We start from the raw sequence: 24,408 nt of genomic DNA on the forward strand, positions 1-24,408 counted from the left end.
CTGCCGGCCAGCATCCGAACTTGAAGTTTCGGGTACCCGAACATTACTATTTGGTAGTGGAGAGAGTTAGTGCTCGGCGTGGTTTTCGTGGTCTGGCGGGGATCAGCGCGGTGGTCGCCGCCTGTGTCTTGGCAGTGGGGTCCACCGGTTGCGGTGCGATCGAGGACGACGACGGGAAGCCGACGGTGCTGACGACCTTCACCGTGCTCGCCGATATTGCCGCGAACGTGGCGGGCGAACACCTGACGGTCGAATCGATCACCAAGCCCGGAGCCGAGATCCATGGCTACGAGCCGACCCCCGGTGACATCAAGAAGGCGGCGAAAGCCGACCTGATCCTGGACAACGGAATGAACCTGGAGGCGTGGTTCAGCCAGTTCGTCGAGGATTCCGAGGCCGCGCACGTGACCGTCAGCGACGGTGTCGCGCCGATGAGCATCACCGAGGATGCCTACCAGGGCAAACCCAATCCGCACGCCTGGATGTCGCCGCTGAACGTGCGCACCTACGTCGACAACATGGTCACCGCGTTCAGCGAACTCGACCCGGACCACGCCGCCGATTTCCGTGCCAACGGCGACAAGTACAAGGCCGAATTGCAGCGGGTCAACGATGAGCTCGTCGCCGATTTGAGTGTGCTTCCACAGCATCAGCGGGCGCTGGTCACCTGCGAGGGCGCGTTCTCCTACCTCGCCCGCGACGCCGGCCTGACCGAGAAGTACATCTGGCCGGTCAACGCCGAACAGCAGGCCACGCCGCAGCAGATCACCTCGGCGATCGAGTTCGTCCGCGCCAACCAGGTGCCCGCCGTGTTCTGCGAATCCACCGTCTCCGACGCGCCGATGCGCCGCGTCGTCGAGGCCACCGGCGCCACCTTCGGCGGCGTGCTGTACGTGGATTCGCTGTCCGCACCCGACGGCCCGGTGCCGACCTACCTGGAGCTGATCCGCCACGACGCCGACCTGATCGGCGCGGCACTCACCGGGAGCAAGCCATGAGCGACCGACCAGCCATCGAGGTCCGGGACGTCACCGTCCATTACGGCTCGGTGCTCGCGCTCGACGCGGTCGACCTGACCGTCGAATCCGGACGGGTGTGCGGGCTCATCGGCATGAACGGGTCCGGCAAATCGACGCTGTTCAAGACGATCATGGGCCTGGTCACCCCCGATCGCGGCACGGTCCGCATCGGTGGCGGCACCCCCGCGGCGGCCCGCAAAGCCGGTGTGGTCGGCTACGTTCCGCAGAGCGAGGACGTCGACTGGTCGTTCCCGCTGTCGGTGCGTGATGTGGTGACCACCGGCCGCTACGGGCGGATGGGATTCACCCGGCGGGCCCGTCGCAGCGATCGCGAGGCCGTCGACCACGCGCTCGAGCGGGTCGAACTCACCGAGCTCGCCGACCGGCAGATCGGCCAGCTCTCCGGCGGCCAGCGCAAACGCGCATTCGTCGCCCGCGGGATCGCCCAGGGCGCCACCGTGCTGCTGCTGGACGAGCCTTTCGCCGGCGTCGACAAGCGTTCCGAGGCCACCATCACCGGACTGCTGCGCGAACTGGCGGCCGACGGCGCGACCGTGCTGGTATCGACCCACGACCTGCACGCGCTGCCCGGGCTGGCGGACGAAGCGGTGCTGCTCATGCGCAAGGTGTTGATGCACGGCGACCCGGATGAGGCGCTGCGGCCCGAAAGTCTCGCTCTCGCTTTCGGTCTCGACGTCATGGGACAGCGGTGAGTGCAATGGATCTGGTCGATTTCTTCGTGGACCCGCTGCGCTACGAATTCATGGTGCGAGCGCTGGCCACCAGTGTGATCGCGGCCGTGGTGTGTGCGGTGCTGTCGTGCTGGCTCGTACTGATCGGCTGGTCGCTGATGGGCGACGCCGTCTCGCACGCGGTGCTGCCCGGTGTGGTGCTGGCCTACATCGTCGGCGCGCCGTTCGCGGTGGGCGCGGTGATCTTCGGTTTTCTGGCGGTGGCGTTGATCGGGGTGGTGCGCGACACCAGCCGGGTGAAGGAGGACGCCGCCATCGGCATCGTGTTCACCACGCTGTTCGCGTTCGGTCTGGTGCTGGTGTCGGTGACGCCGAGTCAAACCGACCTCAACCACATCATTTTCGGCAATCTGCTCGGCGTGAGCCGCTCGGATCTGGTGCAGATCGCGATCCTGGCCGCGATCGTGTTCGCCGCGCTGGTGCTCAAACGACGCGACTTCACCCTCTACGCCTTCGATCCCACCCACGCCCACGCCATCGGCATGAGTCCGCGGCTGCTCGGCGCCGGGTTGCTCGGGCTGCTGGCGTTGACCTCGGTCGTGGCGTTGCAGGCGGTCGGGGTGATCCTGGTGGTGGCGATGCTGATCATCCCGGGGTCGACCGCGTATCTGCTGACCGATCGGTTCGGGCGCATGCTCGTCATCGCGCCGGCCGTGTCGGCGGCGTGTGCCGTGATCGGGCTGTACCTGAGCTACCACCTCGATACCGCCTCGGGCGGGATGATCGTGGTCACCCAGGGCGTCGCGTTCGCGGCGGTGTACCTGTTCGCGCCGCGCCACGGGGTGATCGGCGCCCGGATCGCGGCGGCGCGACGCAAGGCGGCCGGGGTCGCCGTCGCTCCCTGATCGGTGCCGTCCCGGTCGGACTCTCAGGAGTCGTGCGTCCGGCCGCGACCCTGTGGCGCCGAGCCGATGCGGTGCGCAGCTGAGCCATCGCCGAATGCCGCCGAGCCGATGCGAAGCGCCGCCGGCTCGCCACCATCTGATCCGGCGCCGATGTGATGCCGCCTCGAGTCGGCGCGCTACTTCGTCGAGCGATCGGATCACTGCACCGAGCCGACGCGTTGCCGCGCTGCACTGCCGTCCGATCCAGGTCGCCCGCATCTCAGGCCTCCGGAAGCGCTGGGGCACTGCGCCATTGCTCGCCGGCGACGACCACGTGGTCGAGGAACCGCAGCCCGACGGTGCGCGCGGCCTCGATCAGCAGGGTGCTCGCGCGCCGATCGTCGATGCTCGGCGAGGGGTCCCCGGAGGGATGATTGTGCGCGAGCGCGAAGGCCCGTCCGTCGTGGCGCAGCACCGTATTCAAGATCTCCCGCACCGGAACCGCCACCTGGTCGATCGCGCCCTCGGCCACGAAGACCGGCTGGCGCAGGCGATTTCGCGCGTCGCAAACCAACACGAGGAGCCGCTCCACCCTGGCGCCCGCGAACATCGGCTGCGCAATCCGGGCGACGTCGGCGGCGCCACGCAGGCATGTCGCGGTGGTGGTTTCGTGCCTGGCCCGGTTGGCCAGGTGGAAGGCGGCGATGATCGAGGCCGCTTTGGCGGCACCGACACCCGAGCGCATGGCCAGCTCCTCGGGGCGCGCGACGGCCAGCCCGGCGATACCGCCGTGCTCGGCGAGCAGTTCGGCCGCCATCTCCAGCGCGCTTTCACCGCGCCTGCCGTTGCGTAACAGCAGGGCGAGTAGTTCTCCGTCGGTGAGGGCGGCCGGGCCGAGCGCGGCCAGCCGCTCACGCGGACGCTGGCCTGTGGGCAGGTGGGCGATCGGGACCGACATCATTCCCCCTCGGTGCGACACCGGATGTTGGACGTCCCCGCATGATGCCAGCACCCACCGACAGATTTCGTTCCTGCGTCGCGGGGTCTATCTGTCGACGACGACCAGATCCGCGCTGGGCCTGCCTGCACCGGAAGCAAGCTTCTCCAGGTGCCTCAGTTGCCGCTCGTGCACCACTATGCGGCGCAGCGCTTCGTTGACGGTCGCCGCACTGGTCGAGGTGCCCATGATGGCACCCGCCGCGGCGAGCAGTTTCTGGTCGAGATCGATCCGCACGGTCGGCATGCGTCCTCCTTCGTACATTCGCCATCTTGCGCCATGAACCGGGCGAATGCGCGGTGAATGGCGCCGCCGAGACGGCTCACACACGGTCCCGGTGGCTGCATCTGCTGTCCGAGGGCACTGAATGTAGACAGTTTGCGCAGTTGAGCGTGTGTTCGTTGTCAGTGTGCCCTGGCGGTGCTTGCATCGAAGTATGTTCACCGAAGCACAGCTCTATTCGCCGGTAACCCGCACCGGTGACGGTGACGTGACGGTGCATCTGAGCGACGAGCACCCAGGCGTCCACGACCCCGAATACCGGGCGAGGCGCAACGCGATCGCCGCGCTCGCGCTCGACTACCGGCCGGGCGACCCCGTGCCGCGGGTCGAATACACCGACGACGAGCAGCAGGTCTGGCGGATCGTGTCCGCCGAACTCGCCCGCAAACACCGCAAGTACGCCTGCACCGAGGTCCTCGAGGCGGCGTCGCTGCTGGCCCTGCCCTCCGACCGTATCCCGCAGCTGGACGAGGTATCGGCAGCTCTGCGACCTTTGACCGGATTCCGCTACGTTCCGGCCGCGGGCCTGGTGCCGCTGCGCGAGTTCTTCGGCTCCTTCGCCGACCGGATCTTCCATGCCACCCAATACATCCGGCATCATTCGGCGCCCCTCTACACCCCCGAACCCGACGCGATCCACGAGGTGATCGGCCACGCGAACCAGATCGCGAGCCCCCGCTTCGCCGCGATCTACGAAACCGTCGGCACCGCCGTCACCCGCCTGGAAACCGAGCAGGCCCTGAAGTTCCTCGCCAACGTCTTCTGGTTCTCCATGGAGTTCGGCGTAGTCCGCGAACACGGCGAAATCCGTTGCTACGGCGCGGGCCTGCTCTCCTCCTACGGCGAGATAGAAGAGTTCCGCCACGCCGACCTGCGCCCCCTCGACGTAGCCGCCATGGGCACCGCCACCTACGACATCACCCACTACCAGCCCACCCTCTACTGCGCCGACTCGATCGGCGAGATCGAAGACGTGATCGGCGGGTTCTTCACCGAGATGGACGACGAGACGCCCATGCGGCTGGCTGCCGCGCGCTGACCCGCCAGGCGCGGCGAATCCGCTCGCGCCCGCTAGGCTCACCCGCGATGAACATGCGGGAACTTCGCCGCCGGGCCGGGGTGGTGGCGGCGGCAGTGCTGACGGTAGGTGTGCTGGTGGCCGGCGGCCCCGCGGTGGCGGAGCCCACGGGGACCACCGGACCGACGACGACACCGTTCACCACGCCGAACACCGACAACTGCGCGCAGCGGACCCTGCCGCCGCCGCCGATCGATCTGTCGGAGGTGCCGGAGCCGGGGCAGCCGACTCCGAAGCCGCTGCCGGTGCCGGATCCGCCGATCGGCGGGAAGCGGATGGGCGAGTGCGGGGTGGTGGTGCCCGATGGTGCGCCGCCGGTGCCCGCCGAGATCTCGGCGACGGCGTGGATGGTGTCGGATATGGACACCGGCGAGGTGCTGGCCGCCAAGGATCCGCACGGCCGGTATCGCCCGGCCAGCACGATCAAGGTGCTGCTGGCGACGGTGGCGCTGCGGACGCTCGACCTGGATACCGTCGTCACCGGCACGCAGGCCGATGCCGACGTCGACGGCACCCGGGTCGGTATCGGCCCCGGCGGCCGCTACACCAATCGCCAGCTGATGCAGGCGCTGATCATGGCCTCCGGCAACGACGCCGCGCATGCGATCGCCACGCAGCTGGGTGGCGACGACGCCGCGGTGGCGAAGATGAACGAGCTGGCGAAGTCGCTGCACGCGCTCGACACCCGCGCCGCGACGCCGTCGGGGCTGGACGGGCCAGGCATGAGCACCTCGGCCTACGATCTGTCGCTGCTGTTCCGCGAGGCGATGACGATTCCGCTGTTCGCCGAGCTGATCCACACCGAGCAGATCGATTTCCCCGGCTACCCGGCCGATCCGCGCATTCCCGGCGACAAGGACCATCCGGGTTTCCCGGTCGGCAACGACAATCATCTGCTTTACAACTACGAGGGGGCGCTCGGCGGCAAGACCGGTTTCACCGACGATGCGAGGCAGACCTTCGTCGCGGCGGCCGAGCGTGACGGCCGCCGGTTGATCGTCACCCTGTTGAAGGCCGATGTGCTGCCGATCCGGCCGTGGGAGCAGGCGGCGCGGCTGCTGGATTACGGATTCGCGCTCGACGCCGGCGAGTCGGTGGGCAGCCTGCCCGGTGCGGACACCGAAAGCGCCCCGACGGGTGTCGCGCTCGCCGCGCCACCGCAGGGATCGGAAGTCGGGCATTTGGCACAACCCCAGGGTGGCCCGGATCGTGACGATCTGCGGTGGGTGCTGGTGGTCGGCGGCGCGATCCTGGTGCTGGTGCTGCTCGGCGGAGCGCGCCGAATCGCCAGACGACGCTGAGCTCTTCGCCCTACTGCCGGCGCCGCCGCAGCAGCGAAAGCCCCAGCGCGGCAACCGCCCCCGCCCCGAAATACGTCGCCCCGCTACCGAACCGCCCGCCGTCCTGCATCCGCGGCCGGATCACCGCGGGCCCCGGCACCGGCACCTCGGCTTCGGGTTCGTTCTCCGCCGCCGTGGCGGCCCACGCGGTCGCGAACAGCACGATCCGATAGGTGATGTAGCTGAACACCATCAGACCGATCACCGAACCGAACGCCGCGCCGGCCGGGCTGCTCATCACCGATTGCAGGTAGATCGAGGCGATCATCTTGAACACCTCGAACGCCACCGCGGCCAGCGCCGCCGCCTTGGCCGCGCTGGCCAGGGTGACGACCTTCTCCCGGGGCAGGCGCGCGATCATCCACGCGAACACCGCCCACGACGCCAGCAGCGCCAGCAGCGTCGACAACAGCCACAGCACGAACCGCGCGCCGGGCACATCATGCAGCCCGACCAGGTCGAGCAGTTGCGCGCCGAGCCCACTGGAGGCCAGGCCCGACAGGCCGAGCGACACCACGAACGCCAGCGCCAGGCCGATCAGCGCACCGAGATCGTTGATCTTGGTGACGAACCAGTTGCCGTCGTCGGTCTTCTGCTCCCACTGTTCGGTCAGCGCGGCACGCAGGTTCGCCATCCAGCCGAGGCCGGTGTACAGACCGGTCAGCAGACCGATGACGCCGACCGCGGTTCGCGACCTGATGGCCTGGTCGATGAGGTCGTTGAGCTGGGTGCCCAGCTCGCCGGGGATGTTCTCGACCACTCGCTGCTCGATCTCATCGAGCAGTTCCGGGTTGCCGGCCAGCACGAAACCCGCCGCAGCGAAGGCCACCATGAGCAGCGGAAACAGCGACAGCACCGTGAAATAGGTGATGCCGGCGGCGAAGTAGTCACCGCGCTGACTCTGATATCGCCCGCCGGCCCGCACCAGATGGTCCAGCCATGGCCGCGCCGCGACCTGTCGGGAAGCCGCCGCTTTGATGTTGTCGATCAACTGCACCTGTCAGCCCCTCAGACGGACCCCGCAGTCGGCGAGAACGAGTCGAGCGGGTCAGAAACCCACTCGCTCGTAAACCTGTGCGAGGGTGTTGCCGGCGATCTCCCGCGCCCGTTCGGCACCCTTGGCGAGGATGCGGTCGAGTTCGCCCTGATCCGCGAGGTACTCTTCCACCTTCGCCTGCAATGGCGTGACAAATTCGACCAGCGCGTCGGCGACGTCGGACTTCAGATCGCCATAACCCTTGCCCGCGTAATCCTTTTCCAGGGTGACGATCGGGGTCTCGGTGAGCGAGCCGAGGATCACCAGCAGGTTGCTGACACCCGGTTTGGCTTCGGGGTCGTAGCGGATCTCGCGTTCGGTGTCGGTGACCGCGGAGCGGATCTTCTTGGCCGTCACCTTCGGATCGTCGAGCAGGTTGATCAGGCCGGCGTCGGAGGCGGCCGACTTGCTCATCTTCGCCGTCGGATCCTGCAGGTCGTAGATCTTGGCCGTGCCCTTGACGATATGCGCCTCGGGGACGACGAAGGTCTTCTTGAACCGAGTGTTGAACCGCTGGGCCAGATTCCGGGTCAGCTCGAGATGCTGGCGCTGATCCTCACCGACCGGCACCTGGTGCGGGCGGTAGAGCAGGATATCGGCGGCCATCAGCACCGGGTAGGTGAACAGCCCGACGGTCGCGTTCTCCGCGCCCTGCTTGACCGACTTGTCCTTGAACTGGGTCATCCGGCTGGCCTCGCCGAAGCCGGTGAGGCAGCTCAGCACCCAGGTCAGTTCCGCGTGCTCGGGGACCTGGCTCTGCACGAACAGCGTCGAGCGGGCCGGGTCGATGCCGATGGCCAGCAGCTGGGCGACGGCCCGGCGGGTACGCGAGCGCAGCTCCTTCGGATCCTGCGGGACCGTGATGGCGTGCATGTTCGGGATGAAGTACAGCGCGTCGTAGTCGTCCTGCATCGTCACCCAGTACTGCAGCGCACCGAGGTAGTTCCCGAGATGGAACGAGGAGCTGGTGGGCTGGATCCCGGACAGGACCCGCTGTTTGCGTTCACCGGCGGCGACGGGGCTGGAGGCAGGACTGGACATGCCCCCGATCTTCGCATGCCGCCGTCTGCCGGATCGAACCCGTTTCCCGGCGGCCCGTGACCCGGACCACGCCGTGACCGGCTCGCCCTATGATCGAATCCGTGACTGCGCAGCGGACCTACGGCGGAATCTCCGCGGACGAGCGCCGCGCGCAGCGACGTGCGGCGCTGCTGGAGGCCGCGCTCGAGATCATCGGCACCCAAGGCCTGGCCAAGCTCACCGTCTCCGGACTGTGCAGCCGCGCCGGACTCAACGAGCGGTACTACTACGAGAGCTTCGACAGCCGCGACGCGGTGCTGACCGCCCTGCTCGATGGCATCGCCGAGGAACTGGCGACGGTGATCGTCGCGGCCCTGCACGCCGCGCCCGCCGACACCAGGTCCAAGGCGCATGCGGCGATCACCGCGGGCATCCATCTGCTCACCGACGATCCGCGCAAAGCCGAGGTGGCGTTGGTGGCGGGCATGGCGACGCCGGAGCTGCGGGCCCGCACCACCGAGACGGTGCGGGTGTTCGCGCGGCTGGTCGCCACCGAGGGCGTCGAGTTCTACGGCATCACCGATCCGCAGCCGGATCCGGTGATCGATTTCCGGGCCACCTATCTGGTCGGCGGGCTGATCCAGACCCTCACCGGCTGGCTGCGCGGTGATCTGCCGATCAGCCGTGACGAACTGATCGAGCACACCACCGACGTGTTCGTGCTGCTCGGCGAGGACCTGGCGCACCGGCTCGGCTGAGCGGTGCCCCGGCGATCCTCAGAGGTGCAGTCCGACAGTGGGCAGTTCTTCCGCTTCGCCCTGGACGACCACCCGGAACACGATTTCGCGATGCCACCAGTAATCGGCCGTATCGCTCAGGGCCGCGGCGAGCCAGCCACGTTCCTGCGGCGCGTCGGCGAGCAGCTGATCGGCGTCACGGATCACCACGACATACCCTTCGGCCGAGCCGAGGCAATCGTCGAGATCACGCAGGCAGTCATCGAAGGCATCCTTGTTGGCGCCGAAGTAGTACGGGAATTGCAGCGCGGCCGCGAACTCGTCGAAGACCCCGGCCACCGTGCGCATCTTCGTGCCGCGCAGCTCCCGCACCCGATACCCGGACGGCGCCTGATAGCGGACGCCACTGAACTCCGGCGCACCCACATCGAGAGCGCCGAACACCGGCGCCGGCCCGCGCACCGCCGGTGCCGGCGACAGCCGCGGAGCCAGGAACTGCGATAACGCGATGGTCATCAGCGCATCCTCGTGAACGTTTCGTAGTGGTCACCGGTATACCAGGCCGAGCCGTCGCTTCCGGTGACGATGCGTTCGGCGTCGCGGGAGCGGCCGGGTTGCTTGGGGTTGACGTCCCATTCCTGGTAGGTGATCGCCTTGCCGTCGGCGTCCTTGGCGGGCAGGTCTCCGCCGCGGTTGTAGAACCTGTCCCCGCCCTTGGTGCCCGGCGAGTTGGCCGAGCCGGGCCAGCGTCCGGCGTCGATCTCGCGCAACGTCGCGTAGGCACGATCGGGGACGCCCGGCGCCTTGGACACCACCGGCGCGGTGGATCCGGTGCCGCGCGGCATACCGTCCGGGGTAGCCGCGCTGGTGGCGGCGGCCTTCGTCGAGGTGACCGAGCTGGTTGCGCTCTTGTCGTCGCCGCCCTGGGTTGTCAGTAGTGCGACCACCACAGCGACCACCACCGCTCCCAGCACGGACAGGATCCGGAGGACCTTCGCTTTCACAACTCCTGCTTTCGTCGGTACAGCCTGTGTTCATTCGAGAGGCTCGCCGGTGCCCGGCCGGGCTGTCGGCGAAAGGTCAGCCGGTCGCGTTCACCGGTACTGGACGGTCACCGGCGCGTGATCGGACCAGCGCTGGTCGTAGGCGTCCGCACGCTCGACGATCGCCTGTTTGGCGCGTTCGGCCAGGTCGGCGGTGGCGAGGTGATAGTCGATCCGCCAGCCGGCGTCGTTGTCGAAGGCGCGGCCACGGTAGGACCACCAGCTGTAGGGGCCGTCGCCTTCCGGATGCAGGGCACGCACGACGTCGACGTAGCCCGCGGCCAGTTGCGCGTCGATCCAGGCGCGTTCCTCGGGCAGGAAGCCGGCGTTCTTCAGGTTGCCCTTCCAGTTCTTGATGTCCCGTTCGGTGTGGGCGATGTTCCAGTCACCTGCGATCACGTAGCTGCCCGTCTTGGTGCGCAGATGGGCCGCGATCTCGGCCAGGAACCGGTATTTCTCGTCCTGCCGCTCGGTGCCCGCTTCACCTGTGTGGACGTACACGCTGGCCACGGTGACCTCGTCGAATTCGACCTCGATGAATCGTCCGGTCGCGGCGAATTCGCTGTCCGGAGTGATCGCGGTCCGCACCGCGCGCGGCGTGCGCCGCGACAGCACACCGACCCCGGCCCTGCCCTTGGCACCCGGCTCGGCGTGCGAGAGCTGCCAGCCTTGGTCGAGCGCGGGGGCCAGCGCGGCCGCGACCTGCGCGTCGGTCGCGCGGGTCTCCTGCACACAGATGATGTCGGCCTCGGTGACCGCGAGCCAGGCCAGCAGGCCTTTGCCCGCGGCGGCACGCACGCCGTTGACGTTCACTGTCGAGATGATGTGGGGCACCCGACGACCGTACAATGCAGAGCACCGACACTCCCGAGGACCATTGCGCCAGGAAGGGGTGATGACGATGACGTCAGGCACCTCCACATCCACTTCCCCACTCGTGCCCGTCAAGGCGCTGCATGTCGGGTCCGGCGACCCGGTGCTGCTGCTGCACGGATTCATGCTGTCCCCGCACTGCTGGGAGCAGGTCGCGGCCCGATTGTCCTCGAATTGCGAGGTATTCGCGCCCGCGTTCCTCGGGCACTGGGGCGGTCCCGAATACACCGGCGGCAGGCTGGGTTTCCGCGATTTCGCCGATCAGATCGAGGCGCAGCTGGACGAACTCGGTTGGCGCACCTGCCATATCGCAGGCAATTCGCTGGGCGCGTGGGTGGGTTTCGAGCTGGCGCGCCGCGGCCGGGCCCGTACGCTCACCGCGATCGCACCGGCCGGCGGCTGGGATTCCCCGTCGTTCACCCAGATACGGGTCGGCTTGAAGTTCGCCTCACTGATTCCGCTGGTGCAGCTCGGGAAACGACTCGGCGATTTCCCGGCGCACAACCGGCTCATCCAGCTGGCCGTGGGACTCCTGCTGAGCAAGAACGTCACCGCCGTGCCGCGCAACGACCTCGCCGCCATGATCACCGCAGCCCTGCATTGCCCGGCGATGGTGCCGATGATCCTCGGCAGCCTGCGCGCGTCGGCCATGGACGACGTGTCGACGCTGACGACCCCGGTGCGGCTGCTGCTGGCCGAAACCGACCGCATCATCCCCAACCGCGTCTACGCCCGCCGCTACCTGCGCCAACTCCCCGCCTCCGCGGACCGCATCATCGTCAACGGCGTCGGCCACGTCCCCATGCTCGAGGCCCCCGACCGCATCGCCACCCTCATCGCCGAGCACATCTACGCCAGCCGCAGCCACCTGCGCGCCGTGTGAGGCCGGCGAGTGCTACATCACCGAGGCGTTTCGCGAGTAGACCTCTCGCTCATGTAGCACTCGCCCTACCGGCTATCGGGTCAGGTCGGAGATCTGGGCGACGAGGTGCCACGGGCGGTTCGTGTCGGTGGTGGCTTTGCCGCTGGTGAGGATGGCTCCGGAGAGGGCGCGGGCGGAGTCGGCCCAGCCGTATTGGGTGGTCAAACCGCTGCGGCCGAAATGGGTTTGGGTGTCGCGGCCGAACTTCGAGCGGCGCGCGCCCAGTTCGAAGCCGGCGCGCGAGACGCGTCCGGCGGCGCCGGGGATGCGATGGGCGGGGCGGACGGCATCGCGCAGTGTGGTGGGTTCGATGATGCGGACGCCGTCGAGTTCGCCGCCGCGGGCGAGGATTTCGTAGAACCGGGACAGCTCGTAGGCGGTGGTCACCAGGTTGCCGGAGGGCAGTTCCGCGGTGAGGAAGGCGGCATTCGCCTCCTTCGATACCGTGCCGCCCATGCCCCCGCCGAGAGCCTTGCGGGCCAGGAACTTCGCGACTCGGGACGGTCCGGGGCCGGTTTTCACGCTCGGCACCACGTGGTCGACGTCCTCGGGGCGCACCCCGAAGTTGGTCCACCGGAAGCCGAGTGGGTCGAGAACCTGTTCGGCCAGATGGTCGCGCATCGGTTTCCCGGTCGCCCGGCGCACGAGCAGGCGTTGGATCAAACCGCTGGTCAACGCGTGGTAGACGCGGAAGCGTCCGGGCCGCCAGCTCGGCACCAGATCGGCGAGCGCCTGCACGGCGAGGTCCTCGTCGACGACCACATCGATGGCCCGGTACGGCGGTGTCATGAACGGCACGCCCGCCGAATGCGAGAGGACGTCGCCGATGGTGATGGATTCCTTGCCGTTGGCCGCGAACTCCGGAATGTATTCGCACACCCGGTCGTTCACGCCGAACGCGCCCTGCTCGATGAGCATGAACATCAGCGTTCCGGCCACGCCTTTGGCGGTGGAGAACCCGCAGAACGGGGTGTCCGGCGTGGCGAGAATCTTCTCGGCGTCCGGACCGTCGTCGGGTCCGTTGCCCCAGCCGTGGCCGATGGTCCGGTTCAGCACGACTGCGCCGTTGTGCCGCACGCACACCTGAATCGCGGGGGTGGTGCCCATCCGGTACCAGTCCTGCACCGAGGCCCATACCGCTTCGACGTCCGCGCGGGCCAGCTTCGCGGCCGACGGATCGTCTTCGTAACCGCGCGTGGTCACGGCCTCCAGATCGTCGCCGACGGTGATCAGAGCGCCAGGTAGTGCCGTCATTCGCCCGAGCTTAACCATCCACCCTGATAGGCGGCTGAGCTGCGCTGAGAGCGAGCGAAGAATGGGCGCGGGGCGGGACGGGCTCAGCCGACGAGCTCGGAGGTGGCGGTGGCGAGCGCGATCACATCGGCCTGGCAGACGGCTGGATCGGCGGCCTCATCGCGACCCCAGGAGACGTCGATGAATGCCGTGCCTTGATCCAGGAAGACACCACATTCCGGTTTGCGGGTCGACTGGCAGAAGGCGGCCCGCTGGGCAGACCCGATCGGCGGAGCGGCTTCGCCGGGACACACCATCATCAGGTTGGTGAAACCCGCGTCGACCAGCGGCTCGGTCGGATAACGCAGGACACCGGCCTCCACGTCCGCGGTCCCTGACTTCCAGGCGCAGACCCGGTAGACGCCGCGGTTGTTGTACCCGGCCGGGTCGTGGTCGGTCTGGGTGCCGCCGGTCAGGTCCGGACGTCCGAGCTGATCTGCGATGGCGTCGCAGGTGGGCAGCCCGGCGAGATCGGGGCGGGTGGGTTCGGCGACCGTGGTGGTGGCGGCCGCCGTCGACGAGCTCGTCGGTGAGGAGGCGGGGATACCCTCGTCGCCTTCGCACCCGGTGACGGCGAGTGTCGCCGCCGCGATAACGGCCGTCGCCAAGAACTTCCGCGGTGATCACATCCGCACCATGCCCCCCTGAATTCGAATCCGGCACATCAGAGTATGTCAGTGGTGCGATCGCGGGCGATCCGGGAGGACCCCCACAGATCACGGGCTCGTCTCGAGATTGTGAAACGCCAGCGCTTCATAGTGATCCGGCGTTACCGTCCGGACATGAAGCGCTCCATCGCAGGCGTTGCTCTCGGCGTCGCCGTCACTCTCATCGCTCCGCTGCCTGCACTGGCCGATACCGGTTCGTCCATTCTGCCCGGCACCGGTTCCTCATCCGGGTCGGCGAAATCCGGTTCGGCGTCCGGGTCGGCGGGATCCGGATCGTCTTCGGGGTCGGCCAAATCCGGATCGTCTTCGGGCTCAGGGAAATCCGGTTCATCGTCGGGCTCGGGCAAGTCGGGTTCGGCGGGATCCGGATCGTCCTCCGACAACGACACGGGCTCGTCGTCGCGCTCGGACGACACCGGATCGTCCTCGCGATCCGACCGCGACACCGGATCGTCATCACGCTCGGAGGACGAATCACCCTCGCGCGCACCGAATTCCCGTTCCCGCTCGGGCGGCGGCGAATCCCGCACGGACTCCGGCGATTCCGACGACACCGCCGGCTCCAGCAGCACCCTCCCGTCCTACGCGGACTGGATCGCCGAGGTGCGGACCGTGGCCGATCAGGCTCGCGGCGCGCTCGAGCAGCGCCTGCCCGGCGCCACCCGCCCGGCCATCGTGCTCGACATCGACAACACCTCGCTGGAAACCCAGTACAACCCGGGCATCATCATCCCCGCCATCGACCCGATCCTGCGGCTGGCGAGCTGGGCGAAAGGGCAGGGCGCGGCGATCATCTTCGTGACCGGCCGGCCCGAGTTGCTGAACGGCTACACCCAGCACAATCTGTCTGCCGTGGGCTACCCGGTCGACGGTCTCTACGGCAGCCCGCTCACCACGCTCTCGGCCGGTTCGACCGGGCTCGAGCAGTACAAGACCAGCGCGCGGATCGACATCGAATCCGACGGCTACACGATCGTCGCCAACATCGGCAACAGCCCGTCGGATCTCGCGGGCGGGCATGCGGAGCTGACGTTCAAACTGCCCGACTACGACGGCGCGCTGAGCTGATCCCCGGTCCAACGCCGCCCACTGTGCAGTGGGCGGCGTTGTTGCGCACAGCGACTCAGGCTGCGCTACGCCAGCAGTCCCTTGGCCACATGCGTCACCTGGATCTCATTGCTGCCCGCATAGATCATCAGCGACTTGGCATCGCGCGCCAGCTGCTCGACCCGGTATTCGGTCATGTACCCGTTGCCGCCGAACAGCTGCACCGCTTCCATCGCCACCTCGGTGGCGGCCTCGGAGGCGTAGAGCTTCATCGCCGACGCCTCGGCCAGCGTGGGCGGCTTGCCCGCCCGGCCACGTTCGAGCACGTTGAACACCATGTTCTGCACGTTGATCCGCGCGACCTCCATCTTGGCCAGCTTCAGCTGCACCAGCTGGAACCGGCCGATCTCCTGGCCCCACAACTTGCGGTTCTTGGCGTAGTCGATGCAGAGCCGGTGGCATTCGTTGATGATGCCCAGCGCCATGAACGCCACCCCGACACGTTCGGCGGTGAAGCTCGACCGCGCGCTGTCGCGGCCGTCGCCGCCCTTGTGCTCCTCGGTCTCCCCCAGCAGCCGGTCCCGGCCGACCCGCACGTTGTCGAAGAACAACTCACCGGTGGGCGAGGAGTGCAGGCCCATCTTCTTGAAGGGTTTGCCCTGGGTGAGCCCTTCCATGCCCTTGTCGAGCACGAAGGTGAGCACCTTGCGGTCGCGCTTGTCGACGCCGGCATCGCCCTCGTCGAGCTTGGCGTAGACGATCATCACGTCGGCGAAGGGACCGTTGGTGATGAAAGTCTTCTGACCGTTGAGGATGTAGTCCTCGCCGTCACGCTTGACATAGGTCTTCATGCCGCCGAAGGCGTCGGAACCGGAATCCGGCTCGGTGATCGCCCACGACGCCACCTTCTTCAAGGTGACGATGTCGGCCAGCCAGCGTTCCTTCTGCGCCAGCGTGCCGCGCGACATGATGGTGGTGGCGCCGAGCCCGATGCTGACACCCAGCGCCGTCACCAGGCCCATGCACACCCCGGACAGCTCCCCGATCAGCACCGCCATCAGCGATTCCTGACCCGCGAACGGGCTCGATCCCTCCGAGGATTTCTTCTTCTCCGGCAGCGGCTCCCCCGCCGCGAGCGCTTCTTCGCGTTTGCGCTGTTTGGCCAGCATCTTGGCCACCGCCTCGGCGCCCATCGCCTCGATCCCGAAGTCGGCGAACAACTTCCGCAGGATCGGGTACGGCGACATCTCACCGCTGTCGAGGGCGTCGAGATTCGGGCGGACCTCCTTGTCGATGAAGGTCCGCACCGCCTCGCGGATCATTTCGTCGGTCTCGGACCATTCGAACATCGTTGTTCTCCTGTGCTCAGTGGTGCTCAGGGCAGGCGGGCGGCGATATCGTCGATCAGCCAGGGTCCGTCGGCCTCGATGGTCTTCACGTCATGCCAGCCTGCCAGCTCCGAGATGGCACCGCCCTGAACTGCGAAAACCTTGCCGGTGATCGGGCACTTCTCCGAGGCCAGGTAGGCCACCAGCGGGGAGATGTTGGCGGGGCTGAACGCGTCGAACTCGCCTTCTTCGACCTCGGCGGCGAAGATCGCGCCCATGCCGGGGGTGGCGAGGGTGAGCCGGGTGCGGGCCATCGGCGCGATGGCGTTGACGCGCACGCCGTAGCGCTCGAGCTCGTCGGCGGCGACCAGCGTCAGCGCCGCGATGCCGGCCTTGGCGGCGCCGTAATTGGCCTGGCCGGGGTTGGGGATGGTGACGCCGGAGGCCGAGGCGGTGTTGATGACCGCGGCATTGGGCTGATTGCCCGCCTTGCTCTGGTCCTTCCAGTACGCCGCCGCATGGTGCAGCACCGCGGCATGCCCCTTCAGGTGGACCGCGATCACCGCATCCCACTGGGATTCTTCGAGACCGGCGATGAAACCGTCGCGCAGGATGCCCGCGTTGTTGACGACGATGTCGAGCTTGCCGAATTCGGTGATGGCCTGATCGACCAGCTGCTTGGCACCGTCCCAGGTGGCGACGTTGGCGGTATTGGCCACCGCGCGCCCGCCGGCGGCCACGATCTCGTCGACCACCTCCTGGGCGGGGCCGGCGTCGGATCCCTCACCGGCATTGCTGCCGCCGAGATCGTTGACGACCACCGCGGCACCTTCGGCGGCGAACAGCAGCGCGTGTTCGCGGCCGATCCCCCGGCCCGCGCCGGTGATGACGGCGACCCGTCCTTCGAGTGCACCCATGTGTCGAAACTCCTTCACAGCTCAGGGAAAACGCCGTGGCGGCAGCCGGTCCGGTCCGCCGCCACGGCGTGGGAATCAGTCGGTGACGACGGCGAGTCCGTCGGTGAGTACCAGGTCCGCACCGCGCGCGGTCCGGAAGGCGTAGGTGGTGGCGCCGTCCTCGGCACCGACCCGCCAGATCTGGGTCTCCAGATCGTCGCCGGGGAACACCATCTTGGAAAACCGCACCGCGAACCGCTTCAGCCGATGCACATCCGAACCGGCGACGGCGGTGAGCACACCCCACGACGACATCGCCATGGTGCACAACCCGTGCGCGATGATGCCGGGCAGGCCGGCGTCCTTGGCGACCTGCTCGTCGAGGTGCAGCGGGACCGGATCACCGGACGCGGGCGCGTACCGGTAGGTCTGGTCGTCGTCCACATGGTGGGCGACCGTCGCCAGCGGCGGCTGCTCGGCCAGCGCCGGATCGAACTTGTGCGCCGGCGCCTGCTCGCCGACCTTGGTGCCGACATCGATATTGCGGAAGAACGCGGTCAGGTACTGCTCGTTGACCAGTTCCCCGTCCTCGGTGCGGCATTCGATGAGAATGGTGATCGTGGTCCCGTTCTCGCGGCCCTCGTAGCCGATGGCCTTGGCCCGCGAGACCAGCTTGTCGCCGGGACGGATGGGGCGGTGGAAGTGGAAGTCCTGCTCCCCGTGCACCACCCGGCCGAAGATGTCCATCGGCACCACGTCGATCACCGGCATCATCATGGCCTCGAAGACCGGGACGATGCCGAAGACCGGCGAGGCCACCTCGCCCGCCAGATGCGCCGGGATCGGGTCGTTGGTCGCGGCCGCGTATTCGGCGATGCGCTCCGCGGTGACCTCGAAACGCTCCTCGTCGCTCCAGACGTTCAGGCCCGAATCGTCGAATTCGACGCTGGTGCCCGCTGTTCCGGTCGTCATGCGCGCGTCCGCGTTCAGGCCGACGCCAGCGCGTCGAGCTGCTCGAGGGTCTTGTCCAGCTGCTTGGCGCCGTCCTTCTCGACCGCCTTGCCGAGCGCGCCCTTGATCAGCGCACCCTCGAAATCACCGTCGACGGAGAACTTGCTGCCTGCACCTTCCGGCTGGATCTCGAAGGAGAAGCGCACCTTCACCCCGGCCATGCCGGTGCCGCTGAGCACCAGCTTGTTGGGGGCGTCGACGCTCTCGACCACCCATTCGATCTTGTTGGCCATGCCGAGCATGAAGATCTTGGCGACCAGTTTGGCGCCCGCGGTCAGGGTGGCGGGCGGCTCCTCCATCCAGCGCTCGTGGATGGTGAACCACTTGTCCCAGGTGGAGGTGTCGGAGACAACGGCCCAGACGGCGTCCGGGGCGGCGTTGAGGTTCTTGGTGGCGTCGATATGACCCATGGTCGTGCTCCTCGTCGAGTACGGTTCCGCGGTGTCGCGGCGGAATTCGGGTGGTCGGATCAGCGCACGGCGCGCTGGTAGGCGGTGACGACGGCGGCGCCGCCGAGACCGATGTTGTGCTGCAAGGCGGCGGTGACGCCCTCGACCTGACGCTTGTCGGCGGTGCCGCGCAGCTGCCAGGTGAGCTCCGAACACTGCGCCAGGCCGGTCGCGCCCAGCGGGTGGCCCTTGGAGATCAGGCCGCCGGACGGGTTGACGACCCACTTGCCGCCATAGGTGGTCTGGTCGGCGTCGAGCAGCTTGGCCGCCTCGCCCTCACCGCACAGGCCCAGCGCCTCGTAGAGCAGCAGCTCATTGGCGGAGAAGCAGTCGTGCAGCTCGATGACCTGGAAGTCCTCCGGGCCGAGGCCGGCCTGGTCGTAGACCTGGCGGGCGGCCTGCACGTTCATGTCGTAGCCGATGATGTTCTTGGCGGTGCCGTCGAAGGTGGAGGCGAAGTCGGTGGTCATGGCCTGCCCGACGATCTCCACGGCCTGTCCGGCCAGATCGTGCGAGTCCACGAACGCCTCGCTGGCCAGGATCACCGCGCCGGAGCCGTCGGAGGTGGGCGAGCACTGGAGCTTGGTGAGCGGGTCGTAGATCATCCGCGCGCCGAGGATGTCGTCCATCGTGTACTCGTCCTGGAACTGCGAGTACGGATTGTTCACCGAGTGCTTGTGGTTCTTGTAGCCGATCTTGGCGAAATGCTCCGGCGTGGTGCCGTACTGCTTCATATGTTCGCGACCGGCCGCGCCGAACATCCACGGCGCCACCGGGAACAGCACCTCGGAGATCTCGGCCAGCGCCAGAATGTGCTTGCCCATGGGCTGCTCGCGGTCGTCCCAGGTGGATTCCAGCGAGCCCGGCTTCATCCGCTCGAAACCGAGCGCCAGCGTGCACTCGGCCAGGCCGCCCCGAATCGCCTGCGCCGCAAGATAGAGCGCGGTGGAACCGGTGGAGCAGTTGTTGTTGACATTGACCACCGGGATACCGGTCATGCCCAGCTCGTAGACCGCGCGCTGGCCGGAGGTCGACTCACCGTAGACGTAGCCGACGTAGGCCTGTTCCACTTCGCGGTAGTCGATTCCGGCATCGGCGAGGGCCTTGGTGCCCGACTCGCGCGCCATATCCGGGTAGTCCCAGTCGCTGCCGTCTTCGTTCTTGCGCCGGCCGGGCTTTTCGAACTTCGTCATCCCGACACCGACGACATAGACCTTGTTCGCCATCGAACTCCTCACCTTGTGCCGCCCGAAACGTCGGAGCCGCTCGCAGGTAACCGCGCCGGTCGCGCGGTTCGACAAAAACAAACATACAAGCGTGTATGTAAGCATGCAAGAGCGCGGACATTTCCTACCAAAGAACACCGGTTGTCGCCGGTAGAGCGCGGGGTGCCGGCATTCCCGTCGACCTGCGGCGGGACAGGACCCGGCGCTCACCGGGTCGTCGACATGCACGTGCGGCGGCAAGGCACGAATGTCGGCCCGGCACACCGCAGGTGGCGACTAGCGAGAAGCGGCAAACGTCGCCCGATCGGATACCGGCATGCACCGGCCGACGCAGTGGCGCGGCCCCGGACCGTCAATGCAGCGACGCGCGGGCCGCTAGCAGGAGCGGGTGTTCGTTTTGTGCGACATCGCCGATGAGCCCACCCGACCGATGATGCGTCCGCGCTCCAGCCGAGCAGATAGTCAACTCACGCAGGCCGCTGACGGCCCGGCCGGGCACTACCCGTCGGGGGCGGGTTCGGGCAAGGATGCGCTGCTACTCCGACGCCACGTTCGGAGTCAGCGCGGCAGCCGCGATGGTGCGCAGATGCGCGCACGCCCGGCCCCACCGCCGCCGGGCCCGGTCCGGATCTGGGTCGATGAAGTTCGAGATCAAGATGCCACGCAGGGCGTCCATGGCGGTGTAGACGAAATCGCGGGCGTCCTTGCGGCGCACCTCATCCGGCACGAACCGGGCCACCGCGAGCAGCACCGCGTTGTTGACGAACGGCTCCACCTTCTCCATCGCCGCGGCCAGCACCGGATCGGTTCGCCCCGCCACCCAGAGTTCGACGGTGGCGATGAACAGCGGCCCCTGATGCAGTTCCCAGAGGAATTCCAGCGCGGCGTCGACCGGATCGTCGACGTTCTCCACCCGGCCCATATCGCGCATGGCGGTTTCGGCCCTGCGTTGGGCGAGATGGCTGATGGCCGCGACCACCAGGTCGTTCTTGGAGCCGAAGTGATGCACCTGAGCGCCGCGGGTGACCCCGGCCCGTTCGGCGACGCGCGGTGTCGTGGTGCCCGCGTAACCGTATTCGACCAGGCAGTCGATGGTGGCGTCGAGCAGCCGCACCCGCATCTCGCTACTGCGCTGCTCCTGGGTGCGGCGCGCGGGCTTGGTGAGTGCGGTTCTGGCCATTCGGGTGATTCTACCTTTACATGCAGGTCGGTATGTTCACGAGGCGTTGGACCCTCATCGAGAATCCGGATGCGTTACCTTGCGAACGTCGATCAGATCTTCCAATCCGCCGAAATCGGCAGGGTTCACCGTGTACAGCGGCAACTGACCGACCGAGGCGATCGCGGCGATCATCAGGTCGACCCGGCGCGGCTTCGGGTTCCGCCCCGACGCGAGCACGGATGCCACGATGTGGCCGTAGCGACGCGCGGCGCGCGTATCGAACGGCAGCGGATCGAAGAGCGCCTCGGCGTTCTGCAAGCGTTCGATTCGCTCCGCTCGCTCACCGCTCGTGCGGGCGTAGTGTGGCCCGGCCGCCAGCTCCGCCATGGTCACCGAGCTGATCACCATCTCCTCGGGCAGCTCTTCGGGATCCAGCCCGTCGAGAAGGATGATCACGTTGGTATCGACGAGTCCGCGCGCCACCTCGCCGGTCACCGATCATCTCGCGGCGCGAACTCGCCCCGGCGATGCGCGCGATCGTAGGGGTCGTACAGCGAGTCATCAACGGCTTCGTCGAGATCCTCACGCCACCTCTCGGCGCCGGCTGGTAGCCCGGCGAAGGCCGTGATCACTTCCTCGCGCGGCACCGCGACTCGACGATTCAGGTGACGATGCGGCACCAGGTCGGCGACCGGAGTGCCGTCCACGGTGATGGTGTAGCCCTGCCCTGCTCGAACCTCGCGCAGCACCCGGCTCGCATCGTTGCGAAGCTCGCGCTGGGGGATCTCGGGTAGCTCGGCGGGCAGGCTCATCACCCCAGCATAGCCCGCCTACTACACCCTAGCTACGCCATTGCTACGGGAATCATCGGGCGCGGGACGCGTTGGCGTATTCCGCTGCGCGGCGCCGTAATCCGAGTCGTGGCGGCCAGACACCCCGCGTCTATCAAAAGGAGTCACATCATGACCGACAACAGCACTTCGGTGACCGTGCTCGGACTGGGCCGCATCGGCTCCGCCCTCGCCGAGCTGTTCCTGCGCAACGGCCATCCGACGACGGTGTGGAACCGCACGCCGGGCAAGGCCGACCATCTCGACGGGCTCGGGGCGCGGCGAACGGAATCCGTGGCGGAGGCGATCGGTGCGGGTGAGCTGATCGTGGTCGCGGGCGTCGATACGGAGACGGCGACGGCGCTGGTCGGCGAGGCCGGCGAGCTGGTGGCCGGACGCGACGTCCTCAATGTCGCCACCGGCCGCCCGGATCAGGCGCGTGAGCTGGCGACCTTGGTCACCGAACGCGGCGGCCGGTTCCTGGACGGCGCGATCCTCGGTGTCCCGCAGACCCTCGGCAGTACCGACACGCTGTTCCTCTACAGCGGCTCCCCCGAGGCTCAGCAACGGCACGCGGACACCCTCGCCGAACTCGGCACCGTGAACTACCTCGGCGCCGACGCGGGTCTGGCCGGACTGCACGACATGGCCGTGCTGGCGGGGATGTACGGGCTGTTCGGCGGCTTCTTCCAGGCGGTGGCCATGGTGGACAGCGAGGGCGTGGGTGCCGTGCCCTTCACCGAGGGCTACCTGATCCCGTGGCTGCGTTCGCTGCTCGACCTGCTGCCTGCACTGGCCGCCGAGATCGACTCGCGGGAGTTCCCGGTGAACTTCTCCGACCTCGCCGCCAATCGCATCGGGCTCGACAACATCCGCACGGCCGCGCGCAACCAGGGCGTGTCGACCGAGCTGCTCGACCCGCTGCAACGGGTGTTCGACACCCAGACCGAGCTCGGTCTGGGCGCGGACAGCTTCACTGTCGCCGTCCGCGGTCTGCTCGCCGACCGTCCCGCCGGCGTGCACTGACCCCGGAAAACACTTCGGGCACCCCGCATGATGTGCGGGGTGCCCGTTATCCAGCCGGAATCCTTGTCCGCCGGCCGCGGCGCCTCGGTAGAGGCGCCGCACGGCCGGCAGCGGTCCTTGCCGAGCGGATCGGCTCGGCGGATCGGCTCAGCGGATGGCGCGCGCCAGGTTGGCGTCCAGCGCGGCCAGGAACTCCTCGGTGGTCAGGTAGCCCTGGTCACCGCCGACGAGCAGCGCGAGGTCCTTGGTCATCTGACCACCCTCGACGGTCTTGATGACGACATCCTCGAGGGTCTGCGCGAAACCGATCACCTCGGGGGTGTTGTCCAGCTTGCCGCGGTGCTCGAGACCACGGGTCCAGGCGAAGATCGACGCGATCGGGTTGGTCGAGGTCGGCTTGCCCTGCTGATGCTGGCGGTAGTGCCGGGTGACGGTGCCGTGCGCGGCCTCGGCCTCGCAGGTCTGGCCGTCCGGGGTCAGCAGCACCGAGGTCATCAGGCCCAGCGAACCGAAGCCCTGCGCCACCGTGTCGGACTGCACGTCGCCGTCGTAGTTCTTGCAGGCCCAGACGTAGCCGCCCTCCCACTTCATGGAGGAGGCCACCATGTCGTCGATCAGCCGGTGCTCGTAGGTCAGGCCCGCGGCGTCGAACTGGCTCTTGAACTCGGCGTCGAAGATCTCCTGGAAGGTGTCCTTGAACATGCCGTCGTAGGCCTTCAGGATGGTGTTCTTCGTCGACATGTAGACCGGGTAGTTCTGCTGGAGGCCGTAGTTGAACGACGCCCGCGCGAAGTCCTCGATCGACTTCTTGAAGTTGTACATACCCATGACGACGCCGCCGTCCTCGGGCATCTTCACGACCTCGTGCACGATCGGCTCACTGCCGTCGTCGGGGGTGAAGGTCAGGGTGACGGTGCCACCCTGGAAGACCTTGAAGTCGGTGGCGCGGTACTGGTCGCCGAAGGCGTGACGGCCGATGATGATCGGCTTGGTCCAGCCGGGCACCAGGCGCGGAACGTTGGAGATGATGATCGGCGCGCGGAAGATCGTGCCGCCGAGGATGTTGCGGATGGTGCCGTTGGGCGAGCGCCACATCTTCTTGAGACCGAATTCTTCGACCCGGGCCTCGTCGGGGGTGATGGTGGCACACTTCACGCCGACGCCGTGCTTCTTGATGGCGTTCGCTGCGTCGACCGTGACCTGGTCGTCGGTCTTGTCGCGGTACTCGATGCCGAGGTCGTAATACTCGAGGTTCACATCGAGGTACGGGTGGATCAGCTTGTCCTTGATGAACTGCCAGATGATCCGGGTCATCTCGTCGCCGTCGAGTTCTACGACGGTGCCTTCAACCTTGATCTTGGACATGGATCTTCGTGTCCTCCTAGGATGGTGCCCTCATTGCACGGCCAGGCGAACACGCTTGTGAGCGGACCCCAGCTGTTCAACAGACAACGTATACGCCTCGTGTTGTCCGCGAGACGTCTGGTGCAAACAAGACAAGCGTACTGCTGGTGACTATCTCACCGCGCGGGTAGGGCAGGGTGTGAGG

28 protein-coding genes are annotated in these 24,408 nt (G+C 67.6%); 9 read left to right on the forward strand and 19 right to left on the reverse strand.

Annotated elements, in window-relative coordinates; genetic code table 11:
* The first annotated feature begins 56 nt into the window (after positions 1–56).
* Genes FEK34_RS00625 through FEK34_RS00635 form a run of 3 tightly spaced genes read left to right on the forward strand, consistent with a single transcriptional unit; the run spans position 57 to position 2,616 of the window.
* Entirely contained in the window at positions 57–998 is a 942-nt protein-coding gene (locus tag FEK34_RS00625; protein ID WP_432760915.1) for a metal ABC transporter substrate-binding protein, read from the forward strand.
* Positions 995–1,732, forward strand: a complete 738-nt coding sequence (locus tag FEK34_RS00630) for a metal ABC transporter ATP-binding protein (RefSeq protein WP_138445932.1) — start codon at positions 995–997, stop codon at positions 1,730–1,732. The genes FEK34_RS00625 and FEK34_RS00630 overlap by 4 nt, the downstream gene beginning before the upstream one ends.
* Positions 1,733–1,737: 5 nt before the next feature.
* Positions 1,738–2,616 carry a metal ABC transporter permease gene (locus tag FEK34_RS00635; protein WP_138445933.1) on the forward strand — a complete coding sequence of 293 codons (879 nt, stop codon included), beginning with the start codon at positions 1,738–1,740 and terminating at the stop codon, positions 2,614–2,616.
* Positions 2,617–2,875: 259 nt separating this feature from the next.
* Here the strand turns inward: FEK34_RS00635 and FEK34_RS00640 are convergent, their stop codons facing one another.
* Both FEK34_RS00640 and FEK34_RS00645 read right to left on the reverse strand, forming a co-directional pair.
* A complete protein-coding gene (locus FEK34_RS00640; protein WP_138445934.1) occupies positions 2,876–3,553 on the reverse strand; it encodes a JAB domain-containing protein in 678 nt (225 codons plus the stop codon).
* Between the two features lie 87 nt (positions 3,554–3,640).
* The gene (locus FEK34_RS00645) at positions 3,641–3,838 is read right to left on the reverse strand and encodes a type II toxin-antitoxin system VapB family antitoxin (protein ID WP_138445935.1); all 198 of its coding nucleotides are present in this window, start codon (positions 3,836–3,838) and stop codon (positions 3,641–3,643) included.
* A gap of 190 nt (positions 3,839–4,028) precedes the next feature.
* Here FEK34_RS00645 and FEK34_RS00650 point away from each other — a divergent pair, with 190 nt between their 5' ends.
* Both FEK34_RS00650 and FEK34_RS00655 read left to right on the forward strand, forming a co-directional pair.
* The gene (locus FEK34_RS00650) at positions 4,029–4,913 is read left to right on the forward strand and encodes a phenylalanine 4-monooxygenase (RefSeq protein ID WP_138445936.1); all 885 of its coding nucleotides are present in this window, start codon (positions 4,029–4,031) and stop codon (positions 4,911–4,913) included.
* Between the two features lie 53 nt (positions 4,914–4,966).
* The gene (locus FEK34_RS00655) at positions 4,967–6,253 is read left to right on the forward strand and encodes a D-alanyl-D-alanine carboxypeptidase family protein (protein ID WP_138446339.1); all 1,287 of its coding nucleotides are present in this window, start codon (positions 4,967–4,969) and stop codon (positions 6,251–6,253) included.
* A 10-nt stretch (positions 6,254–6,263) separates the two neighbouring features.
* On the opposite strand, the gene yhjD is transcribed toward FEK34_RS00655, so the two are convergent.
* Entirely contained in the window at positions 6,264–7,289 is a 1,026-nt protein-coding gene (gene yhjD, locus FEK34_RS00660; RefSeq protein WP_138445937.1) for an inner membrane protein YhjD, read from the reverse strand.
* 51 nt (positions 7,290–7,340) lie between these two features.
* Positions 7,341–8,369 (reverse strand): tryptophan--tRNA ligase, encoded by a 1,029-nt coding sequence (trpS, locus tag FEK34_RS00665; protein WP_104361445.1) that lies wholly within the window; start codon positions 8,367–8,369, stop codon positions 7,341–7,343.
* A 101-nt stretch (positions 8,370–8,470) separates the two neighbouring features.
* Between trpS and FEK34_RS00670 the strand changes: the two genes are divergently transcribed.
* A complete protein-coding gene (locus FEK34_RS00670; RefSeq protein WP_249358189.1) occupies positions 8,471–9,106 on the forward strand; it encodes a TetR/AcrR family transcriptional regulator in 636 nt (211 codons plus the stop codon).
* Positions 9,107–9,124: 18 nt separating this feature from the next.
* Here FEK34_RS00670 and FEK34_RS00675 read toward each other — a convergent pair whose 3' ends face one another.
* From FEK34_RS00675 to FEK34_RS00685, 3 genes are all read right to left on the reverse strand, one after another.
* Positions 9,125–9,601, reverse strand: coding sequence for a barstar family protein (locus FEK34_RS00675; RefSeq protein ID WP_138445939.1), 477 nt, complete (start codon positions 9,599–9,601; stop codon positions 9,125–9,127).
* Entirely contained in the window at positions 9,601–10,089 is a 489-nt protein-coding gene (locus FEK34_RS00680; RefSeq protein ID WP_138445940.1) for a ribonuclease domain-containing protein, read from the reverse strand. Before FEK34_RS00680 ends, FEK34_RS00675 begins: the two co-directional genes overlap by 1 nt.
* Positions 10,090–10,179: 90 nt before the next feature.
* Positions 10,180–10,962, reverse strand: a complete 783-nt coding sequence (locus tag FEK34_RS00685) for an exodeoxyribonuclease III (RefSeq protein ID WP_138445941.1) — start codon at positions 10,960–10,962, stop codon at positions 10,180–10,182.
* Positions 10,963–11,023: 61 nt separating this feature from the next.
* Here FEK34_RS00685 and FEK34_RS00690 point away from each other — a divergent pair, with 61 nt between their 5' ends.
* Positions 11,024–11,884 carry an alpha/beta fold hydrolase gene (locus tag FEK34_RS00690; RefSeq protein WP_249358188.1) on the forward strand — a complete coding sequence of 287 codons (861 nt, stop codon included), beginning with the start codon at positions 11,024–11,026 and terminating at the stop codon, positions 11,882–11,884.
* Positions 11,885–11,956: 72 nt separating this feature from the next.
* Here FEK34_RS00690 and FEK34_RS00695 read toward each other — a convergent pair whose 3' ends face one another.
* From FEK34_RS00695 to FEK34_RS00705, 3 genes are all read right to left on the reverse strand, one after another.
* Positions 11,957–13,177, reverse strand: coding sequence for a serine hydrolase (locus FEK34_RS00695; protein ID WP_138445942.1), 1,221 nt, complete (start codon positions 13,175–13,177; stop codon positions 11,957–11,959).
* 83 nt (positions 13,178–13,260) lie between these two features.
* A complete protein-coding gene (locus FEK34_RS00700; protein WP_138445943.1) occupies positions 13,261–13,824 on the reverse strand; it encodes a hypothetical protein in 564 nt (187 codons plus the stop codon).
* A gap of 161 nt (positions 13,825–13,985) precedes the next feature.
* Positions 13,986–14,456 carry a hypothetical protein gene (locus tag FEK34_RS00705; RefSeq protein WP_138445944.1) on the reverse strand — a complete coding sequence of 157 codons (471 nt, stop codon included), beginning with the start codon at positions 14,454–14,456 and terminating at the stop codon, positions 13,986–13,988.
* A gap of 40 nt (positions 14,457–14,496) precedes the next feature.
* On the opposite strand from FEK34_RS00705, the gene FEK34_RS00710 reads away from it, so the two are divergent.
* On the forward strand, positions 14,497–14,952 hold the full coding sequence (locus FEK34_RS00710) for an HAD family acid phosphatase (RefSeq protein WP_138445945.1): 456 nt from the start codon (positions 14,497–14,499) through the stop codon (positions 14,950–14,952).
* A 65-nt stretch (positions 14,953–15,017) separates the two neighbouring features.
* Here the strand turns inward: FEK34_RS00710 and FEK34_RS00715 are convergent, their stop codons facing one another.
* The 8 genes from FEK34_RS00715 to FEK34_RS00750 form a co-directional block, all read right to left on the reverse strand.
* Positions 15,018–16,280: an acyl-CoA dehydrogenase family protein gene (locus FEK34_RS00715; RefSeq protein WP_138445946.1), complete on the reverse strand. Its 1,263-nt coding sequence runs from the start codon at positions 16,278–16,280 to the stop codon at positions 15,018–15,020.
* Positions 16,281–16,306: 26 nt separating this feature from the next.
* On the reverse strand, positions 16,307–17,176 hold the full coding sequence (locus FEK34_RS00720; protein WP_138445947.1) for an SDR family oxidoreductase: 870 nt from the start codon (positions 17,174–17,176) through the stop codon (positions 16,307–16,309).
* Positions 17,177–17,251: 75 nt separating this feature from the next.
* Positions 17,252–18,127, reverse strand: a complete 876-nt coding sequence (locus tag FEK34_RS00725; protein WP_014349263.1) for a MaoC/PaaZ C-terminal domain-containing protein — start codon at positions 18,125–18,127, stop codon at positions 17,252–17,254.
* 14 nt (positions 18,128–18,141) lie between these two features.
* Positions 18,142–18,576, reverse strand: a complete 435-nt coding sequence (locus FEK34_RS00730; protein ID WP_014349262.1) for a type II toxin-antitoxin system Rv0910 family toxin — start codon at positions 18,574–18,576, stop codon at positions 18,142–18,144.
* Between the two features lie 59 nt (positions 18,577–18,635).
* The gene (locus tag FEK34_RS00735; RefSeq protein ID WP_014349261.1) at positions 18,636–19,841 is read right to left on the reverse strand and encodes a lipid-transfer protein; all 1,206 of its coding nucleotides are present in this window, start codon (positions 19,839–19,841) and stop codon (positions 18,636–18,638) included.
* 535 nt (positions 19,842–20,376) lie between these two features.
* Positions 20,377–21,021 (reverse strand): TetR/AcrR family transcriptional regulator, encoded by a 645-nt coding sequence (locus FEK34_RS00740; RefSeq protein WP_138445948.1) that lies wholly within the window; start codon positions 21,019–21,021, stop codon positions 20,377–20,379.
* 54 nt (positions 21,022–21,075) lie between these two features.
* Positions 21,076–21,498 (reverse strand): type II toxin-antitoxin system VapC family toxin, encoded by a 423-nt coding sequence (locus tag FEK34_RS00745; protein ID WP_138445949.1) that lies wholly within the window; start codon positions 21,496–21,498, stop codon positions 21,076–21,078.
* Positions 21,495–21,815, reverse strand: coding sequence for a type II toxin-antitoxin system Phd/YefM family antitoxin (locus FEK34_RS00750; RefSeq protein WP_138445950.1), 321 nt, complete (start codon positions 21,813–21,815; stop codon positions 21,495–21,497). Before FEK34_RS00750 ends, FEK34_RS00745 begins: the two co-directional genes overlap by 4 nt.
* A gap of 150 nt (positions 21,816–21,965) precedes the next feature.
* Here FEK34_RS00750 and FEK34_RS00755 point away from each other — a divergent pair, with 150 nt between their 5' ends.
* Positions 21,966–22,859: an NAD(P)-dependent oxidoreductase gene (locus FEK34_RS00755; RefSeq protein ID WP_138445951.1), complete on the forward strand. Its 894-nt coding sequence runs from the start codon at positions 21,966–21,968 to the stop codon at positions 22,857–22,859.
* Positions 22,860–23,006: 147 nt separating this feature from the next.
* Here FEK34_RS00755 and FEK34_RS00760 read toward each other — a convergent pair whose 3' ends face one another.
* On the reverse strand, positions 23,007–24,224 hold the full coding sequence (locus tag FEK34_RS00760; RefSeq protein WP_036533511.1) for an NADP-dependent isocitrate dehydrogenase: 1,218 nt from the start codon (positions 24,222–24,224) through the stop codon (positions 23,007–23,009).
* Between the last annotated feature and the right edge of the window lie 184 nt (positions 24,225–24,408).

Source organism: Nocardia cyriacigeorgica (assembly GCF_005863245.1).
Lineage (GTDB): Bacteria > Actinomycetota > Actinomycetes > Mycobacteriales > Mycobacteriaceae > Nocardia > Nocardia cyriacigeorgica_C.